Below are 17,693 nucleotides of genomic sequence, written 5' to 3' on the forward strand. Positions count from 1 at the left end.
TCACGACAGGGCATAGGCTGCCCATACTGAAAAGGCAAGCAAGAACGCGAACCAAAACCAACCGCCTATCCATTCGCCCATATCGGCAGAAAACGTCCGCCAGTCCAAACATTCCGTGTTTCCATAATCTTCGACACGAAACAGACCCAAGCTCAAAACCGGCACAACGATACGTGCGGTCCGATGGAAAAAACGGCTTGGTTCCGCAAACGGGAATGCCGAACACATCAGCTCGAGTATCCAGTCCGCCACCGCCGCCAAAATCCTGACTGCCCATTTGAACAGTTCGTCCATGTGTCTTCCCCTCATGCCATCCTAAAAACCGGCCCAACCGACAAAAAACCAGCCACCGGCCAAATATCAACGCCGCCACAAGCAGTGCGGCGAACACCGACCATGCCGAGACCGCCATCTTCCGCCGCAGCAACACGCGCCGCACATTCCGCCAGCTGCCTCGTTTCCAGGCACGGTACAGGATTTTCAGCCGCCGCAATCCGTAACGGACAAAATCGCAGCTTGCCGCAAAAAGCCCAGCCGCTACGTCCAACAAATCCGCCAACATACGCCTTTCCCAACCGTTTCCAAACAGACAAACAGAACGCGCCTGTCCCGCCAGACAACCGCCTTTCAGACGGCATCGGCTGCCTCGAAATTGCCATCCCAACACAAAACCACATAGGCAACACACAAATGCCGTCTGAAAATCCAAACGGCGGCATAGCAATGCCGCCTTACAACCGTAAAGCAGCATTGCGTATCAAACTAACTTTCAATATATTGATTTAAAATAAAAAATACTCAATTATCATCATTTCCGCCAGCGCGGGAATGACGACACGAGGAATCCTATTTGAATCTACTATAAGCCGAGTTCCTCCCAAATCCCATCAATCTTAGCCGTAACCGCAGGGTCTTTTTTAATCACCCGCCCCCATTCGCGGTCGGTTTCGCCCGGACATTTGTTGGTTGCGTCCAAACCCATTTTGCCGCCGAGTCCGCTGACGGGGCTGGCGAAGTCGAGATAATCGATGGGCGTGTTTTCTACCAAAACAGTGTCGCGCACGGGATCCATGCGCGTGGTTACTGCCCAGATGACTTCTTTCCAGTCGCGCACGTTCACATCGTCATCGACCACAATGATGAATTTGGTGTACATAAACTGGCGCAGGAACGACCAGCAGCCCATCATCACGCGCTTGGCGTGTCCGGCGTACTGTTTTTTCATGCTGACCACCGCCATGCGGTAGGAGCAGCCTTCGGGCGGCAGGTAGAAATCGGTGATTTCGGGGAACTGCTTTTGCAAGAGCGGTACGAACACTTCGTTCAACGCCACACCCAAAACGGCAGGTTCATCGGGCGGTTTGCCCGTGTAGGTCGAATGGTAAATCGGGTTTTCGCGCATGGTGATGCGTTCGACCGTAAACACGGGGAAATGGTCCTGCTCGTTGTAATAGCCGGTGTGGTCGCCGTATGGGCCTTCCAACGCGGTTTCGTTCGGATGAATCACGCCTTCCAACACGATTTCGGCGCGTGCAGGCACTTGCAAATCGCTGCCGATACATTTCACCAGCTCCGTCCGCGAACCGCGCAGCAGTCCGGCAAACTGGTATTCGCTCAAGGTATCGGGAACGGGCGTTACCGCGCCCAAAATGGTGGCGGGGTCGCAACCGAGGACAACGGCAACGGGATACGGCGTATCGGGATTGAGTTTGCGGAATTCCTGATAATCCAGCGCGCCGCCGCGATGCGACAGCCAGCGCATAATCAGCTTGTTTTTGCCGATTAATTGTTGGCGGTAAATGCCGAGATTTTGGCGTTTTTTGTGCGGCCCGCGCGTTACAGTCAAGCCCCACGTTACCAGCGGCGCAACGTCTTCCGGCCAGCAATGCTGAATCGGAAGTTGATACAAATCAACGTCTTCGCCTTCCCACACGATTTCCTGACACGGCGCGTTTTTCACCACGTTCGGCGCCATGCTCCAAATGTCTTTCAGCAGCGGCAGTTTGGAAAACGCGTCTTTGATGCCTTTGGGCGGTTCGGGTTCTTTCAAATACGCCAGCGTCTGCCCGATTTCGCGCAGCTTGGACACGCTGTCCGCACCCATGCCCATCGCCACACGTTCGGGCGTGCCGAACAGGTTTGCCAACACGGGATAATCGTAACGCGTACCATCAGGCTTAATCGGGTTTTCAAACAGCAACGCCGACCCTTCGGCGCGCAGCACGCGGTCGGCGATTTCGGTCATTTCCAAATGCGGGGAAACGGGGTGCGCGATGCGTTTGAGTTTGCCTTGCTGCTCGAGCATGGCGATAAAGTCGCGCAGGTCTTTGTATTTCATATTTATCCTTTTTGTCTTTTTATCCTGAGCAATCCGATTCGGATACCGCCCCTATCCTTGCCTGCGCTTCGGCATATTCTATGCCGTGATAAAAGTCGCGTACCAGCGGATGTCCGCTGCCTTGATGGAGTTGCAACAAAGGACGTTGACCATCGGGTTGGGTAACGACATTGCAGTGCAAACCGAAGGTGTCGGTTTCATAAGGGGGCAGCCGGTTGCAGATCATGCCGAAATAAACGGCGTTTTCAGAATTATTGTAAAAGCGGCTTTGATAGTTGTTAAAACTCTTTTCGCTGACGGACACCCACACGCCGTATTCCAGCGTTTCCTGATGCCCGATAATCGGGATTGGCAGCACCGCGCGGATAAAGCGGTCGGTTTGGTCGGGATAACGGATGATGCAGAAATCAGAATCGCATTCCGCTTGATAAGCAATGCGTTCTTCTTCACTGAGTTGATTATAGGGATCGGGAATGGCAAAACCGATTGCCGGCATATCTTCATGTTTTTCGCCGCAGGAAGTGCAAGTGTGCATAAGGTTTCAGACTTTCAAAACAAGTTTGCGGTAAAGCCATTCGCCGGCAAACAATATCCCCATCAATACATAAGCAATCACGCCGGTATAAACCGCCCACCAACCGTATCGCCCCAGCCAGGCCAACAAAGCGGCAACCGCCCCGTTGGCAATAAAAAATACGCACCAAACCTGCGTCACCCGGCGGGTATAACGCACGGCTTGCCCGGGGAGTTCCGGCTGTTGCAAACGCGCGAGCCTTTCTATGACCGTCTGTTTGGCAAACAGGCTTCCCCCGAACACCGCCAACATCATCAAATTAACGAGGACAGGATACCAATACATTGAATCACGCCGCCCGAACACCAATACTGCGGCAAAAAACAGTGTAATAAACAAAGCCGTATAACGCTGTTGGGGCAATTTGGCAGTCAGAGCGCGCAGAAGCCACAACCCGCACATCGCCGCTGCCAGCCAAACAAACCAGCCCGCCTCCCTGCCGTAATACCACAAAGCGGGATAGGCAATGCTGAATACGGTCAGAAAAATATGTCCGAAAAAACCGGGTTTCATTTTGAATCCGCACAAACGTTTTCAGACGGCATCCGATAAAAACATGCCGTCTGAAAAATAATTAGAAATACCCGATTAGCCAGCCTGAATCTTCAATACCGCCTGTACTACGTCGTTGACGGTGCGGACATTGCGGAAATCTTCAGCCTGCAGCTTGCGGCCGGTTTCACGCTTGATACGGTCAATCAAGTCGATGGCATCGATACTGTCGATTTCTAAATCTTCGTAAAGATTGGTATCGGGCGTAATCCGTTCTGGTTCGATTTCAAACAACTCGGTCAGGGTATCGCGCAACAACCGGTAGATTTCTTGTTCGGTCATATGTTTCATCCTTATGCTTGGCGGCTTTTGACAAAGGCGGCGAGTGTTTTGACATTGGCAAAATGTTCGCGCAAGTTCTCCTGCTCGCCGTCCAGGCGGAAACCGAAATGTTTTTGTACCGCCAAGCCTAATTCCAGCGCATCGACGGAATCCAAGCCCAACCCCCCGTCGCCGAACAGCGCATCTTCGCTGCCGATGTCGGCGGCGGTTATATCTTCCAAAGCCAAACTGTCGATAATCAGTTGCTTGATTTGGGCTTCCAAGTCGTTCATATGGTTTTCCTTGTAAAATAGTCCTGTAGATATTCATTCAGCCGCCGCGCCGCAATCGGCAACGGTTTCTCGGCGAGCCAGTCTTGGGGGAGGATGTCGTCTCCGACGGTAATTTCATACCGTATCCTTTTCGGGGGGATGCGGTACCACGGCTGCCCCTTTTTAAAATTGGGCGGATTCATTTTGATACATACGGGCGTAATCACTTCGGCATAGCGCAGCCCCAAAGAAACCGCGCCCCGGTGCATTTTTACCCGTCCGTCCCAGCCCGTCCTCGTTCCTTCAGGGAACACCAGCAGGCTCTGCCCGCTGTCAAAAACCGCCTTTACCGTTTCCAGCATTGCTTCCGACTCTTCGTTCGGAATATAGCCCGCACCTTTAATCTGGCTGCTCATTGCCGGATTGTGCTGCAAATCTTTTTTCACGATGCAGTTCATTTCGGGCACATGACCGACAAGCAGCACCACATCCAGCAAAGACGGATGGTTTGCCAAAATCAACTGTCCCGGGCGGTTGAGTTTTTCAACCCCCCTGAACGATACCTCCAACACGCCCGACCATTTCAGATAAGCAACGAACAAACGCCAAGATGTTCCGATAATCCGGCGCGCCGCCAATTGGAGGGCGACAGACCTTGAAGTACCGTTCAAAGTGTAAGGCAGCAAAACCAATTTCATCATAATGCCGCCGACACCGAAAATCACAAATCCTAACCAAGTCGCCAAAAAACGGCGGCAATAATCCAATTTATCCATTCCGCTGCCACAGCCATTCACGATTGCGATATACCCGGCGGCATTCCCGACTGCCGTTCAGCAGAAAGCGCACCCATTCCAAACCGCTCCAATATGCCTCGGGCAGCATACCGGCTTCAGACGGCATATCGTCCGAAGCAGATAAAGTCAGGCTGTAACGCGTCCCTTTGGTCAGGACCATCGCCAAAGCATAAGCAAACGGCGCGCGCGTCGCCGATACGGCATATCCTTCCGGCAGCGGATCGTCCGCCACCAAAACCAAAACCGACCCGCATCCCTCTTCCAACAGTGATGCCGCTTCCGCCAATGCCGTTTCCACACCGTCGGCACACACGGCCAATGCCGTCTGCTCGCTCATATCCTGACGCAATATCGACCATTGCCCCGCCGTTGCATTGTGCACCGACAAACCGAACGAAGTCGGCGACACGGTATGCGATTTCAACAGTTCCAACCACAAATCGAAACTGCGCGCCATTTCCCCGTCGTGCGAGGCATAAACTACCGGACTGCCGGGATGGGCGGAGGCAATGTCCCAAGCCGCGTCGCATACCAGACGCGCCGCCTTACTCAAACGGCGGCGCTGCATAGCGGGCAGGAACGGCAATTCCGGCCTGACATCGGGCAAACCGTCGGCAAAATCCGGACATTCCGCCCATTTTGCCCACTGCGCCATATCGCGCATTTTGCTGCCCGAAACCCGCCAGTCGGCGATGTCGAAGTGGAACCGGCAAATAATCGGCGGCATAGTTTCTTTCAAAAATTTACACTGTGCCGCATTCTAACCAAAGCCCATCCCCCTGACAATGCCGAAATTCAAACGCATCCACGCCATTTTTTCCGACAACGCCGCCCCTCGGCAAACCGCCAGAATTAGCCTGAATTTACATTTATCATTATAATGCCCGTATTTGCCAGCCTGCCGCCGCAATATATGGACACACTGCCAGAATGCCCGATTACCGACACTGCCTCCCTGCTGCCGCACAGCGGGCGTATGGTTCTGATAGACCGCATTACCCGATACGGCGATGATTTTGTCGAAGCAGGGGCGCAGATAAAACCCGACCACATCCTGCTGGCCGGCGGCATACTGCCCTACACGGCATTTATCGAACTGATGGCACAGGCTGTCGGCGCATATGCCGGCATCCAAGCCCGAAAAAACGCGCAACCGGTCCGGCTCGGATTCCTGCTCGGCACGCGCAAACTTGAAATCTTCGCCCAATCCGTCCCTGTCGGCACGCATCTGCTGGCAACGGCGCATATGTCTATTCAGGATGCCGGGGGGATGGGTGTGTTCGACTGCGAACTGCGTTGGACAGACGCGCCGGAAACTTCGTCCGGAACACTCCCTTCAGACGGCATTTTGGCGCGCGCCTCACTCAACGTGTACAGCCCCGAACACCCTGTCGGAACAACTTAATGCCGTCTGAACAGGCACACACATACGGAGAACAATGATGACCGAAACCGTCCTGATTACCGGTTCAAACAGAGGCATAGGCAAAGCCGCCGCACTCGGTTTGGCAGAAGACGGCTTTGATATCGCCGTCCATTGCCGCAGCCGCCGCGATGAAGCCGAAGCCGTAGCGGAAGAAATCCGCTCTTTGGGCAGAAATGCGCGCGTGTTGCAGTTTGACGTGTCCGACCGCGAAGCCTGCCGCGAGATTCTGACCGCCGACATCGAAGCAAACGGCGCGTATTACGGCGTGGTGTTGAACGCCGGACTGACGCGCGACAATGCCTTCCCCGCGTTTTCAAACGACGATTGGGATGTGGTGCTGCGGACTAATTTGGACGGTTTTTACAATGTATTGCATCCGCTGGTTATGCCGATGATACGCCGCCGCAAAGCCGGACGGATTGTGTGCATGGCATCGGTATCCGGTTTGACGGGCAACCGCGGGCAGGTCAATTACAGCGCGTCAAAAGCGGGCATTATCGGCGCGGCAAAGGCCTTGGCGGTCGAACTGGCGAAACGCAAAATCACCGTCAACTGTGTCGCGCCGGGTCTCATCGATACCGATATTATCGATGAAAACGTACCTGTCGAAGAAATTTTGAAAGCCATCCCCACCGCGCGTATGGGACTGCCCGAAGAAGTGGCGCACGCGGTGCGTTTCCTGATGGATGAAAAAGCGGCGTATATCACGCGCCAGGTGATTGCGGTGAACGGAGGTTTGTGTTGAATACCAGAAGGGTCGCAGTAACAGGCATAGGCGGCATTACCGCCTTCGGCCGGGATTGGCAAAGCATACAGGCAGCATTCAAAGCCGAAAAAAACGCCGTCAAATATATGGATTGGCGCGAACGTTTCCCCGAATTGGAAGCGCAACTGGGTGCGCCGATTGAGGATTACGCACCGCCGAAACATTGGACGCGCAAGCAGCTCAGAAGTATGGGGCGCGTGTCGTATTTGTGCGTCGATGCGGCGGAGCAGGCTTTGACGGATGCCGGTTTGCTCGGAGACGAAAGTATTACCGACGGACGGATGGGCGTTGCCTGCGGCTCTTCCAGCGGCAGCACCAAAGACATCGGCGATGTGGGCGAATTGTTGCTGACCGGCACGTCGCGCAACTTCAGTGCCAACACCTATGTACGCATGATGCCGCACACCACCGCCGCCAATATCGGCATCTTTTTCGGGCTGAAAGGGCGCATCATCCCGACATCGAGCGCGTGTTCGTCCGGCAGCCAAGGCATAGGTTATGCCTACGAAGCCATCAAATACGGGCTGACCGATATGATGCTGGCGGGCGGCGGCGAAGAATTTTGCCCGTCCGAAGTGTATGTTTTCGACTCGCTTTATGCCGCCAGCCGCCGCAACGGCGAACCGGAAAAAACCCCGCGCCCATACGACGTGAACCGCGACGGGCTGGTCATCGGAGAAGGCGCGGGGATTTTTGTACTGGAAGAGTTGGAACACGCCAAACGGCGCGGTGCGAAAATTTACGCCGAACTCGTCGGCTACGGCGCCAACAGCGACGGCAGCCACGTTACCCAGCCGCAAAAAGAAACTATGCAGAAATGTATGGAACTTGCACTGCAAGATGCAGGTATTACGCCCGATAAAATCGGCTATGTAAACGGGCACGGCACAGCAACCGAAAAAGGCGATATCGCCGAAACGCTGGCGACCGAAGCCGTGTTCGGATTTGTGCCCATCAGTTCGCAAAAAAGCTATTTGGGGCACACGCTCGGCGCGTGCGGCGCGCTGGAGGCGTGGTTCTCGATTGAAATGATGAACGGCGGCTGGTTTGCGCCTACCCTGAACTTGAACGACATCGATCCGCGCTGCGGCAAGGCGGACTATATTTTAAGCGGCGGACGTGAAATCCAAACCGATTACGTGATGAGCAACAATTTTGCCTTCGGCGGCGTGAACACTTCACTGGTGTTCAAACGTTGGAAGGACGGATAAAGCCGCACAATCCGATTACATCATATTGATTTAAAACGGAATAAAATAACAAACTGCCCTTTCAGACTTCCTTGCCGCCTATCCGCTCGATATGGCAAACCGTCCGGACGGCATCCGTTCCGCAATACTGCCAATCCAATTCGGCAGCTCCGCGCCACACGCAGGCGACAACCGCGTCGCCGCACCAGATTGCGCTGACGGCGTGCCAACCGATTCCGCCATCCGCACGCAAGCCGCAAACCGCCGAACCGTCGGTCAGATAACCGACTTTCGCCATATCTTGCGGAAAACCCAAACCGCAGGCTTTAAGCAGTGCTTCCTTGATGCACCACAGGCGGTAAAAAGCCTCTGCCTGCCAACCGGAACGTGCCAAAAAAACCCGTTCTTCAGGGGAACAAACCCATTCGGCAAGTGCCTGAAAATTGCGCGGACGGACCGTTTCAATATCGACACCGCAAACCGTGCCGCCGCCGCAGACCAAAACCGCCGCCCGCCCTTTGCTGTGCGAAAGCGAACATATCTTGCCGCCCTGCTGCTTCAGGAAGCGGCTGACCTGCCAATCCGTCCGTCCTGCCAATTTCGGTGCGCGCAGCAAACGTGCCCTGTCCTCATCGTCCAGACAGGATTCCCGATAGGCGGCGGCGACCGACGCATCGGCAAGGCGGCACTGCAATACTGTTTTATTATCCGGCACGACACCCTCCGTTCTGCCATTTGGAATATATGACCCGAATGTTTGACATCAACTTCTCCGACAATACGCCGATTGCCCTCGACCCGCTGTGGACCCGCGCCGATTTTATACGCACGGTACACACCCTGTCGTTAAAATTAAAGCAAAACAACATCCGTTCGGCGGCATTGTGGTTTGACGATGCCGCGCTGTTCGCAGCCGCATTGCTTGCCGTTTGGAGTAGCGGCGGCAAAGCCCTGCTGCTGCCGAATACCGCGCCCGGAAACCTGACTTGGGCGGAATCCGCACAAATCCTGCTGACCGACACCGATATTGTTTCAGACGGCATCCGCGTTTGGCAAATGCCGAACCCTTGCGGCGGTATGCCGTCTGAAAACCGCATACCGCAAGCATTGGACATACCGCCCGAATCCGAAGTGCATTTGCGTACTTCGGGTTCCGGCGGGGAAGCCAAAATAATCGTCAAAACCGCCGCGCAAATCGAATCGGAAGCCCGCGCGCTGGCTGCGGCAATCCCGTTCGGACGCGGCAAAACCGCCGTCCTCGGCAGCGTATCCCCCCAACATATGTACGGACTGACCTTCCGCTTCGCGCTTCCGCTGCTGATGGGGTGGGCGATGATCCGCAGGCAAAACGCCTATCCCGAACTGCTGCTGTCGGCAAGCCTGAACGTGCCGTCCGATTATCAAAATGTCTGGATTGCCAGCCCCGCCCTGCTCAACCGTTTCGGCGAAAATCGGGATTGGGCGGCGTTAAACGGAAGGATGGCCGGCATCGTTTCCGCAGGCGGGGAACTCCCACCGGAAACCGCCGCCCTGTTGGAGCAATATGCAGTCCGCCCTTATGAAGTTTACGGCAGCACGGAAACCGGCATCATTGCATCACGCCAAAAACAGACCTTATGGCAACCGTTCCCCAACGTCTCCGTCCGCAATACCGGCAAATCGGTGGAAATATTCTCGCCGTGGACAGGCGGCGTGCAGCACATTGCCGACTGCATCGAAACCCACGAAGACGGTTTTGCCCTGCTGGGCAGGCAGGACAGGATAATCAAACTGGCAGACAAACGCATTTCGCTCAACCAAATCGAACACGAATTGCTGAAACACCCTTGGATTGCCGACGCACATTGCGCCCTGCATCCGGAACACGGGCGCATTGCCGTTTGGGCGGCACTCGATACGGAAGGCATCACGGCGTGGCTGGAACAGGGGCGCACCGCCGTTATCGCCGCACTCAAGCAACACCTTGCCCAAACGCAAGACACGGCCGCCCTTCCGCGCTACTGGCGTTTTACAGACCGTCTGCCGCGCAACGGACAAGGGAAAATTACCGCAGCGGACTTTCAGACGGCATTGGCAGAACCCGCCGCGCCGCAATGGCACACCTTGCCGCCCGAAGGAAACCGGTTGCACTACCAAACCCGCGTACCGCTAGATTTACCCTATTTCGGCGGACATTTTTCCACCTTCCCACTCGTCCCCGGCGCAGTCGAATTGGAATGGGTGCGCCTACTCGCCGCACGGCACCCCTTCGGCAGGCAAAACATTATCCGTATCGAAAACCTGAAATACCAGCAGTTTATCCGTCCGTATGACGACATTTCCGTAGAACTCGGATACGATGCCGATAAAAACAAACTGTCGTTTAAAATCCGAAAACAGGATGCCGCCTGCGCCTCGGGGAAGCTGGTATTCGACGCGCCGCAGGACAGCCCCAACCCAACCGCAAGGGAAGAACGATGAACCGCCTTCGCAAAGGCAAATATAGTGGATTAACAAAAATCAGGACAAGGCGACGAAGCCGCAGACAGTACAAATAGTACGGAACCGATTCACTTGGTGCTTCAGCACCTTAGAGAATCGTTCTCTTTGGGCTAAGGCGAGGCAACGCCGTACTGGTTTTTGTTAATCCACTATAAGATTACCGCCTTACCTTGATATAAATATGAACATCCTCGCCCTCATCCCCCATTACAACCATCCGGCAACCGTCGGCACGGTCGCGCGCGGCCTGCGCGCCTGCGGTTTGGACGTGTTGGTCGTGGACGACTGCTCGCGTCCCGACTGCATACCCGTTTTAGAAAATCTGGCTTCAGACGGCATCCGCGTCATCCGCCGCACAAGCAACGGCGGCAAAGGCGCGGCAGTACGCACAGGTTTCGAGGCGGCGGCGGAGCTGGGATACAGCCACGTCCTGCAAATCGATGCCGATGGCCAACACTGTTTGGACGACGTGCCGAAGTTCGTCCGTGCCGCGCAACTCAATCCCGAAGCCCTCATCTGCGGTCAGCCGCAATACGGCGGCGACGCGCCCAAATCCCGATTGTACGGGCGCAAAATTACCGACTTTTGGAATATGGTTCATACCTGGTCGTCCGATATTAAAGACGGTATGTGCGGCTTCCGCCTTTATCCGTTGCCGCCTGCGTTGGCGGTCATACGCGGAGAATACGTCGGCAACCGTATGGACTTCGACATCGAAATCCTGATCCGGCTATATTGGCGCGGCATCAAAACCGTTTGGATACCCACGCCCGTCCGTTACGCCGCAGACGGCATTTCCCACTTCCGCGCCCTTGCCGACAACATCCTTATCAGCCAAATGCACACACGGCTGTTTTTCGGTATGCTCAAATGGCGTTGGCGCATCTTGAAAGGCATATTCCGATGAACGGCGCATCCCGACACTGGGCGGAACAAAACGAACGCGGCAACCGCCTGTTCCTCAAGCTGACGGCGGTAATTGTCCGTTATCTGCCCCCTTTTTTAATGAAACCGTGTATTTGGTTTGTCGTCCTATATTTTTACCTGACCTCGCCTCGGGCGCGGAAAAACCTCCATACCTACCAAAACCGCCTGCGGCATACCTTTCCCGACGCTATGCCGTCTGAAAACCGCATATTCGCGCAGTTTTTGGCATTCGGCGAAGCCGTTTGCGACCGGTTTGCCGTATGGCAGCGCAAAATACGTTACGAAGACTTGATTATCGAAGACCCCGACAACCTGACCGCCGCCATGTATCAAAACGGGCGCGGACAGATTTTTGCCTGTTCGCACCTGGGCAATACGGAAATCTGCCGCGCACTGGTTTCCCACCACCGGAATTTCAAACTCAACGTCCTCGTACATAGCCGCCACGCACAAATGTTCAACGAAGCCCTGCAACAGGCGGGCGCGGACAAAATCCAACTGATACAGGTAAGCGACTTGGACGCATCGCTGATGATGACGCTTAACCGGCGCATTGAAGCAGGGGAATGGTTGGCAATCGCCGCCGACCGCATTCCCGTCCGGGGCGAAAAAACCGTAACCGTCGATTTTTTGCAACACCGCACCGAAATACCGCAAGGTGCGTGGATTCTGGCATCGCTGCTGAAAACCAAGGTCAACGCGCTGTTTTGCATCAAACAGGAGGACGGACGCTACCGCCTGAAACTTCGCCCTATGACCGACACATCGGATTGGACGCGGTCAGAACGCACGCAAAAAATCAAAGAATCCGCGCAACATTTCGCCCGCATTTTAGAAGAAGAATGCTGTCTGAATCCGCTGCAATGGTTCAATTTTTACGACTTTTGGCACACGGAGCACCATCCCTGATGAACAAAAAACACATTTTCTGCCGCCACAGCCACACCGTCCGAGTCCCGTTTTTCGATGTCGATCCGATGCAGATCGTCTGGCACGGCAACTACGTCAAATACCTCGAAGTCGCACGCTGCGCCTTCCTTGAAAGCATAGGCTACGGCTACGGTGAAATGGGCAGGCGGGGCTTCAGTTGGCCCATCGTCAAAATGGACTTGAAATACATACGCCCCGCACGGTTCGGACAAACCATCCGCATCGATATGGCAATCGTCGAAATCGACACTTGCCTGCGTATCGACTACACTTTGTCCGATGAGCAAACCGGCGAAAAACTGACCCGCGCATCGACCACGCAGGCGGCAGTATCCTTGGAAACCGGAGAAACACAGTTCCAAACGCCGGAAAGCTGGCTCGAAGCCATACGGAACCATCCGACTTTTCAAGCCGCATAAACCGCCGTCCGCTTTCAGACGGCATTTTTACCCATTCTTGCCACACCGACAGACAACCATGAAAAAATACCTGCTTGCCGCGCTCCTTGCCGCAACCGCCCTTTCCGCCTCGGCATTTTCCACTGCCGAACTGGCCCGGATACTGCAAAAACCCGACAACATCCAAGGCGGTTTTATCCAATACCGCCATCTGAAATCCCTGTCCAAACCCATGACTGCGACCGGAAAATTCGTACTGATGCCCAAACGCGGACTGCTCTGGCAGATGCAGAAACCGTTTGCCGCCACCCTGCGCGTCCGTTCGGACGGCATCAGCCAATGGAACGGCAAAGGCTGGATAATGCCCGACACCGGAAAAATGCCCGGACAAAGCAGGCAAATCAAACTCTTTCTCGACCTGATCGGCGGCGATACGCAAGGGTTGGAAAAACAGTTCGATCTGAAACTCGAAGGCTCGGCGCAAAAATGGACGCTGCAACTCACACCGAAAACACTGGTGATGAAACAAATCTTCAAGCATATCGACATCAGCGGGGACAGCGTCGTGCGCCGTATCGAACTGCATGAAAAACAAGGGGACAAAACCGATATGCAGTTTGACGGCATAAGCGTCGGCAACCCGCCGGACAAGTTTGCCGAACAATCACTCTGATACCGTCCGAACCGCTATGATCCGCCTGATTTACACCCTGCTGATGTGGATACTTGCCGCCTTTGCCTGCTACAACATCACAACGCGCGATTGGCTGCAGACCGATTTGACCGAGCTGCTGCCAAAAAGCAGCCAAGATGCCGTTTTGCAGGCGGCGGAACGCGCCGGCGACGCACAAATCAACAGTCAAATCATCCTGCTTGCCGGCAGCCCCCGACCCGAAACCGCATTTCAGACGGCATCGGAAATCGCCGACTTGTGGCGGCAAAGCGGGATATTTTCCGAAGTAAACAGCCAAATCAGCCCCGACCTTGCACAAATCCGCCAAGACATCGGCAGAATCAGTTTGGCCGTCTTACCCGAAGCCCAACGGCGTTTGCTGACCGAAAAACCCGCCGACTATTTCCGCCAACGCGCCGAAGATGCCGCCAATCCGTTTGCCGTATCCCCCTTACCCTTAGATGAGGACTGGCTGGGTTTCGGACGTTTCGTTGCCGGCAAAATCAATCCCCAAACCCGTCTGCAATGGCATCCCGAAAACGGTATGCTGTTCAACGAAGACAACGGGAAAACCTGGGTTTGGATACGCGCCAAGCTGCCCGATAACGCCCTTCCTCAAGATGCCTTGGGTCATTTGTTCCAAAAAACACAGACATTGGCATCCGACAGGCACACCGAAATCCTGACCGGGGGCGGCGCACTTTTTGCAGCCGCCGCCAAAGCCGATGCCGAAAAAGAAAGCCGGATAATGGGTTTTGCCGGCACCGTCCTGACCGCCGCCCTCATTTTGTGGGTTTTCCGCAGCGCGCGCACCTTCTGGCTGCTGCTGCCGCCTGCGGCGGGCATGCTGGCGGGTTTGGCGGCGGCTCTGGCGGTATTCGGGCATATCCACGCCCTGACGCTGGTTATCGGCACAAGCCTGATCGGGATGCTGGTCGATTTCCCGCTGCACTGGCTGACCCCGTCTGTATTCTCATCATGGCAGGCGAAACCGGCGATGAAACAGGTATTGCCCGCCTTTGCCGTCAGCCTGCTGATTACCGTTTCGGGATACGCGCTGCTCTGGTTTACACCTTTGCCGGTTTTACAGCAAACTGCCGTTTTCTCCGGCTTTTCGCTGCTGGGTGCATTCGGCGCGACCGTCTGCTGGCTACCGCCCCTGTTTGCCCGTTATCAGGCAAAACCCGTACCTTTTGCCGCCTTGAGTGCCATACTGGGCAGACATATCAAGAAACGGCTTCCCCCATCCTTCCGTTATCCCGCAACAGGTTTCCTGATTGTTTTCACTGCCGTCGGGCTATGGCGCAGCAACTGGCACGACGACATCCGCCAATGGGTGAATATGCCGCCCGGACTGTTGTCGCAAATACAAAAAATCGGCACATTGGGCGGAACCGATTTCAGCGGTCAATATCTGGTTGCCGAAGCCGCAAGCGAAGACGCGCTGCTGTTGAAAAATGCCGAACTGCGCCGCACCCTTGATCCCCTGATCAAACAAGGCAAACTGAAAGGCATCCAATCGCTGGATCAATTTATTCTGCCGACAGCCGAACAAAACCGCCTGAAACAACATTTGCGCGCGATTGCAGACAAACCTGGCAACTACCGCGCCCTGCACGAACTGGGCATTCCCGAAGACACGCTGAAATCCGCCCTGCTGCAAGCGGCCGACACGCCCGCCATCACGCTTTCAGACGGCATCGCTCTGCCTCTGGCGCAGGCTTGGAAACCCCTGTATCTCGGCGAAGTCGAACCGCATCGTTATGCCTCGGTTATCCGCCTGAACGGCTTGACCGAACCGGAAACCGTCCGCAAAACGGCGGAAACCGTTCCGGGAATCAAATGGGCGGACAAACGCGGCAGGCTCAACGACCTGTTCCGCCATACGCGCAATCAGGCGGTTTGGCTGAAATTGTCGTCTTACCTGCTGGCATGGCTGCTGCTGTGGCGGCTGTTTGGCGCGCGGCAGGGTGGGAAAATCCTCGCCGTCCCCATTGTTGCCGCCATCGGCACTGTTGCCGTATTGGGTTGGCTGGGCATTCCCGTCAGCCTGTTTGCCATGTTCGGATTGCTGCTGGTTTCCGCCATCGGCATCGATTATGCCGTTTACGCGCTCAATGCCGGACACAGCACCGATGCGCGGCTGGGCGGTATGCTGCTTGCCGCGCTCACGACCGGCATCTCCTTCGTCCTGCTTGCCTTCAGCGGCACACCTGCCGTCGCCGCATTCGGCATGACCGTTGGCATCGGGGTCATATTGAACCTGTGGCTGGCGGCACGGCTGATGTACTCGGTCCCGGATACGCAACATCCACGCCGTTAACCGCCCTACCGCCGCTTCAGACGGCATTCTTGAAAGGAACTTATGCGCCCGACCACGACCCTGCTTGCCATATTGACCGCAAAACTGCTCGCCGCCTGCGCCCCATATGCCCTGCCCCTGCCCCAAACCCAACCGCGCCTTACCCAAGACGTACAATGGTTCAAATGGGAACGCTACAATAAGGGGCAAGAACCGGTACAAACCGGCATACTGGCGACCGAACAGCTGGAAGACGGCATCCGGTTTGTACAAACCGACATATTGGGCGCGCCGGTTTCACGCCAAACCATCAGCGGCGGCGGCTGGAAAAACGACGGGTTCGTGATGCCCAATATGCCGTCCCGCCGCCTGTTTGCCGCACTGCTCCCGCTGATAACCGCCGAAAATGCCGCGCCCCCTTATCCCGACCTCAAACAGGCAGGCGGCGCATCTTTCTGCACAGAAGGAACATTGTTCCGCTACCGCAATCGGGACATATGGTGCGTCAACCATATTGGCGGACAGTTTCTGATTACCCTACCCGACCAAACCCGCTGGTCGGTTACACCGATTGAACCATTATGAACATACCTGTTTACCTCGGAAGCCCTGCACTCACCAGCGCGTTGGGCAGCGGACTGCACACCCACATCGATGCCCTGCTGTCCCCTTCTTCCAAACCGGCACTGACATTTTCATCCAACTGGGTTGGCGGCAAAAACCTTGCCTTCGGTATGGTAAAAGAAACCCTGCGCCCCTTTTCAGACGGCACGCCCGCACACTGCCGCAGCCGCACCAACAGGCTGCTTTGGCACACGCTCGAACAAATCGAACCGCAAATCGATGCCGCCATACGGCGGTACGGCGCAAACCGGATTGCCGTCGTCATCGGCACATCCACCGGCGGCGCGGACGAAAACATCCCGATGTTCCGACAGGCAGTGCAGGGAAAAGCCTGGCAAGACCTCACGTTCAACCAATGCCAACACCTTATGAGCGCACCCGCCGATTTCATTGCCGATGCTTACGGGCTGAGCGGTCTGCGTTACGTCGTTTCCACCGCCTGCACTTCCGGCGCGCGCGCATTAATCAGTGCCGCCCGCCTGCTTCGCGCCGGTATGTGCGATGCCGTCATCTGCGGCGGCGCGGACACACTCTCGCCGCTGACTGTCAACGGATTCGCCTCATTGGAAGTCTTGTCCCCAAACATTGCCAACCCTTTCTCCGCCAACCGCGACGGCATCAATATCGGCGAAGGCGCAGCCGTATTCATCATGACGCGCGATGCGGATTTTTCCGGCGGTATGCGGCTTTTGGGTTATGGCGCAAGCAGCGATGCCTACCATATTTCCACGCCGCGCCCCGACGCTCAAGGCGCAATCCTCGCCTTTCAGACGGCATTGCAACACGCAAACCTTGCGTCCGAAGACATCGGCTGGATTAATCTGCACGGCACCGGGACGCACCACAACGACAGTATGGAAAGTCGCGCCGTTGCAGCGGTTTTCGGCAACAATACGCCCTGCACGTCCACCAAGCCGCAAACCGGGCATACTTTAGGCGCGGCGGGCGCAATCGAAGCCGCGTTCGCGTGGGGCATTGCCGACTGGCAAAGCAATCCCGAAGGAAAACTTCCGCCCCAGCTTTGGGACGGGCAGAACGACCCCAACCTGCCCGCCATCAACCTGACCGGCAGCGGCAGCCGCTGGGAAACCGAAAAGCGCATTGCCGCCAGCTCGTCGTTTGCCTTCGGAGGAAGCAACTGCGTTTTACTCATCGGATGAAATAAGTTTGTCAATCCCACCG

Annotated in this window: 21 protein-coding genes; 11 read left to right on the top strand and 10 right to left on the bottom strand. The window is 55.8% G+C overall.

The annotated features are described in order from the left end of the window. From Q9I99_RS01380 to Q9I99_RS01420, 9 genes are all read right to left on the bottom strand, one after another. The gene (locus tag Q9I99_RS01380) at window positions 1–294 is read right to left on the bottom strand and encodes a 6-aminohexanoate hydrolase (RefSeq protein WP_107819502.1); all 294 of its coding nucleotides are present in this window, start codon (window positions 292–294) and stop codon (window positions 1–3) included. A gap of 11 nt (window positions 295–305) precedes the next feature. Further along, window positions 306–638 (bottom strand): hypothetical protein, encoded by a 333-nt coding sequence (locus tag Q9I99_RS01385; protein WP_301667333.1) that lies wholly within the window; start codon window positions 636–638, stop codon window positions 306–308. 221 nt (window positions 639–859) lie between these two features. Further along, window positions 860–2,338: a 4-hydroxy-3-polyprenylbenzoate decarboxylase gene (gene ubiD / locus Q9I99_RS01390; protein WP_301667334.1), complete on the bottom strand. Its 1,479-nt coding sequence runs from the start codon at window positions 2,336–2,338 to the stop codon at window positions 860–862. Window positions 2,339–2,357: 19 nt separating this feature from the next. Further along, window positions 2,358–2,873, bottom strand: coding sequence for a DUF2199 domain-containing protein (locus Q9I99_RS01395; protein WP_301667335.1), 516 nt, complete (start codon window positions 2,871–2,873; stop codon window positions 2,358–2,360). 6 nt (window positions 2,874–2,879) lie between these two features. Next, window positions 2,880–3,425 (bottom strand): COG4648 family protein, encoded by a 546-nt coding sequence (locus Q9I99_RS01400; RefSeq protein WP_301667336.1) that lies wholly within the window; start codon window positions 3,423–3,425, stop codon window positions 2,880–2,882. Window positions 3,426–3,500: 75 nt separating this feature from the next. Further along, on the bottom strand, window positions 3,501–3,746 hold the full coding sequence (locus Q9I99_RS01405) for an acyl carrier protein (protein WP_002222119.1): 246 nt from the start codon (window positions 3,744–3,746) through the stop codon (window positions 3,501–3,503). Window positions 3,747–3,757: 11 nt separating this feature from the next. Continuing rightward, window positions 3,758–4,018, bottom strand: coding sequence for a phosphopantetheine-binding protein (locus Q9I99_RS01410; protein ID WP_301667338.1), 261 nt, complete (start codon window positions 4,016–4,018; stop codon window positions 3,758–3,760). Beyond that, a complete protein-coding gene (locus Q9I99_RS01415; RefSeq protein ID WP_301667339.1) occupies window positions 4,015–4,773 on the bottom strand; it encodes a lysophospholipid acyltransferase family protein in 759 nt (252 codons plus the stop codon). Before Q9I99_RS01415 ends, Q9I99_RS01410 begins: the two co-directional genes overlap by 4 nt. After that, window positions 4,766–5,521: a beta-ketoacyl synthase chain length factor gene (locus tag Q9I99_RS01420; protein ID WP_118810765.1), complete on the bottom strand. Its 756-nt coding sequence runs from the start codon at window positions 5,519–5,521 to the stop codon at window positions 4,766–4,768. Before Q9I99_RS01420 ends, Q9I99_RS01415 begins: the two co-directional genes overlap by 8 nt. 153 nt (window positions 5,522–5,674) lie before the next feature. Here Q9I99_RS01420 and Q9I99_RS01425 point away from each other — a divergent pair, with 153 nt between their 5' ends. The 3 genes from Q9I99_RS01425 to Q9I99_RS01435 are packed head-to-tail and all read left to right on the top strand — an operon-like array spanning window position 5,675 to window position 8,197. Continuing rightward, entirely contained in the window at window positions 5,675–6,199 is a 525-nt protein-coding gene (locus tag Q9I99_RS01425; protein WP_301667341.1) for a hotdog family protein, read from the top strand. A gap of 37 nt (window positions 6,200–6,236) precedes the next feature. After that, window positions 6,237–6,965 carry a 3-oxoacyl-ACP reductase FabG gene (fabG, locus tag Q9I99_RS01430; RefSeq protein ID WP_301667454.1) on the top strand — a complete coding sequence of 243 codons (729 nt, stop codon included), beginning with the start codon at window positions 6,237–6,239 and terminating at the stop codon, window positions 6,963–6,965. Next, window positions 6,959–8,197 carry a beta-ketoacyl-ACP synthase gene (locus Q9I99_RS01435; RefSeq protein WP_301667342.1) on the top strand — a complete coding sequence of 413 codons (1,239 nt, stop codon included), beginning with the start codon at window positions 6,959–6,961 and terminating at the stop codon, window positions 8,195–8,197. Before fabG ends, Q9I99_RS01435 begins: the two co-directional genes overlap by 7 nt. Before the next feature lie 61 nt (window positions 8,198–8,258). Here the strand turns inward: Q9I99_RS01435 and Q9I99_RS01440 are convergent, their stop codons facing one another. Next, on the bottom strand, window positions 8,259–8,891 hold the full coding sequence (locus Q9I99_RS01440; protein WP_301667343.1) for a 4'-phosphopantetheinyl transferase family protein: 633 nt from the start codon (window positions 8,889–8,891) through the stop codon (window positions 8,259–8,261). A 29-nt stretch (window positions 8,892–8,920) separates the two neighbouring features. Between Q9I99_RS01440 and Q9I99_RS01445 the strand changes: the two genes are divergently transcribed. From Q9I99_RS01445 to Q9I99_RS01480, 8 genes are all read left to right on the top strand, one after another. Then, window positions 8,921–10,636 carry an ApeI family dehydratase gene (locus Q9I99_RS01445; protein ID WP_301667344.1) on the top strand — a complete coding sequence of 572 codons (1,716 nt, stop codon included), beginning with the start codon at window positions 8,921–8,923 and terminating at the stop codon, window positions 10,634–10,636. 202 nt (window positions 10,637–10,838) lie between these two features. Next, on the top strand, window positions 10,839–11,564 hold the full coding sequence (locus Q9I99_RS01450; RefSeq protein ID WP_301667345.1) for a glycosyltransferase family 2 protein: 726 nt from the start codon (window positions 10,839–10,841) through the stop codon (window positions 11,562–11,564). Beyond that, window positions 11,561–12,493 (top strand): lysophospholipid acyltransferase family protein, encoded by a 933-nt coding sequence (locus tag Q9I99_RS01455; RefSeq protein ID WP_003750024.1) that lies wholly within the window; start codon window positions 11,561–11,563, stop codon window positions 12,491–12,493. Before Q9I99_RS01450 ends, Q9I99_RS01455 begins: the two co-directional genes overlap by 4 nt. Continuing rightward, window positions 12,493–12,933 (top strand): acyl-CoA thioesterase, encoded by a 441-nt coding sequence (locus Q9I99_RS01460; RefSeq protein WP_301667346.1) that lies wholly within the window; start codon window positions 12,493–12,495, stop codon window positions 12,931–12,933. Before Q9I99_RS01455 ends, Q9I99_RS01460 begins: the two co-directional genes overlap by 1 nt. 58 nt (window positions 12,934–12,991) lie before the next feature. Next, window positions 12,992–13,585, top strand: a complete 594-nt coding sequence (locus Q9I99_RS01465) for an outer membrane lipoprotein carrier protein LolA (protein ID WP_301667347.1) — start codon at window positions 12,992–12,994, stop codon at window positions 13,583–13,585. Window positions 13,586–13,601: 16 nt separating this feature from the next. Continuing rightward, a complete protein-coding gene (locus tag Q9I99_RS01470; RefSeq protein WP_301667455.1) occupies window positions 13,602–15,908 on the top strand; it encodes an MMPL family transporter in 2,307 nt (768 codons plus the stop codon). A 42-nt stretch (window positions 15,909–15,950) separates the two neighbouring features. Further along, window positions 15,951–16,472, top strand: a complete 522-nt coding sequence (locus Q9I99_RS01475) for a hypothetical protein (RefSeq protein ID WP_301667348.1) — start codon at window positions 15,951–15,953, stop codon at window positions 16,470–16,472. Beyond that, window positions 16,469–17,671 (top strand): beta-ketoacyl-ACP synthase, encoded by a 1,203-nt coding sequence (locus Q9I99_RS01480; RefSeq protein WP_301667349.1) that lies wholly within the window; start codon window positions 16,469–16,471, stop codon window positions 17,669–17,671. The genes Q9I99_RS01475 and Q9I99_RS01480 overlap by 4 nt, the downstream gene beginning before the upstream one ends. Window positions 17,672–17,693 lie beyond the last annotated feature (22 nt).

Origin of the sequence: Neisseria basseii, assembly GCF_962707005.1 — a bacterium.
GTDB lineage: Bacteria > Pseudomonadota > Gammaproteobacteria > Burkholderiales > Neisseriaceae > Neisseria > Neisseria bergeri.

Coding starts and splice junctions, on each gene's coding strand:
- Q9I99_RS01420 (WP_118810765.1), bottom strand. CDS start 5,521: ATGCCGCCGATTATTTGCCGGTTCCACTTCGACATCGCCGACTGGCGG.
- Q9I99_RS01470 (WP_301667455.1), top strand. CDS start 13,602: ATGATCCGCCTGATTTACACCCTGCTGATGTGGATACTTGCCGCCTTT.
- Q9I99_RS01455 (WP_003750024.1), top strand. CDS start 11,561: ATGAACGGCGCATCCCGACACTGGGCGGAACAAAACGAACGCGGCAAC.
- Q9I99_RS01425 (WP_301667341.1), top strand. CDS start 5,675: ATGCCCGTATTTGCCAGCCTGCCGCCGCAATATATGGACACACTGCCA.
- Q9I99_RS01415 (WP_301667339.1), bottom strand. CDS start 4,773: ATGGATAAATTGGATTATTGCCGCCGTTTTTTGGCGACTTGGTTAGGA.
- Q9I99_RS01395 (WP_301667335.1), bottom strand. CDS start 2,873: ATGCACACTTGCACTTCCTGCGGCGAAAAACATGAAGATATGCCGGCA.
- Q9I99_RS01460 (WP_301667346.1), top strand. CDS start 12,493: ATGAACAAAAAACACATTTTCTGCCGCCACAGCCACACCGTCCGAGTC.
- Q9I99_RS01400 (WP_301667336.1), bottom strand. CDS start 3,425: ATGAAACCCGGTTTTTTCGGACATATTTTTCTGACCGTATTCAGCATT.
- fabG (WP_301667454.1), top strand. CDS start 6,237: ATGACCGAAACCGTCCTGATTACCGGTTCAAACAGAGGCATAGGCAAA.
- Q9I99_RS01450 (WP_301667345.1), top strand. CDS start 10,839: ATGAACATCCTCGCCCTCATCCCCCATTACAACCATCCGGCAACCGTC.
- Q9I99_RS01385 (WP_301667333.1), bottom strand. CDS start 638: ATGCCGTCTGAAAGGCGGTTGTCTGGCGGGACAGGCGCGTTCTGTTTG.
- ubiD (WP_301667334.1), bottom strand. CDS start 2,338: ATGAAATACAAAGACCTGCGCGACTTTATCGCCATGCTCGAGCAGCAA.
- Q9I99_RS01380 (WP_107819502.1), bottom strand. CDS start 294: ATGGACGAACTGTTCAAATGGGCAGTCAGGATTTTGGCGGCGGTGGCG.
- Q9I99_RS01445 (WP_301667344.1), top strand. CDS start 8,921: ATGACCCGAATGTTTGACATCAACTTCTCCGACAATACGCCGATTGCC.
- Q9I99_RS01405 (WP_002222119.1), bottom strand. CDS start 3,746: ATGACCGAACAAGAAATCTACCGGTTGTTGCGCGATACCCTGACCGAG.
- Q9I99_RS01480 (WP_301667349.1), top strand. CDS start 16,469: ATGAACATACCTGTTTACCTCGGAAGCCCTGCACTCACCAGCGCGTTG.
- Q9I99_RS01475 (WP_301667348.1), top strand. CDS start 15,951: ATGCGCCCGACCACGACCCTGCTTGCCATATTGACCGCAAAACTGCTC.
- Q9I99_RS01465 (WP_301667347.1), top strand. CDS start 12,992: ATGAAAAAATACCTGCTTGCCGCGCTCCTTGCCGCAACCGCCCTTTCC.
- Q9I99_RS01410 (WP_301667338.1), bottom strand. CDS start 4,018: ATGAACGACTTGGAAGCCCAAATCAAGCAACTGATTATCGACAGTTTG.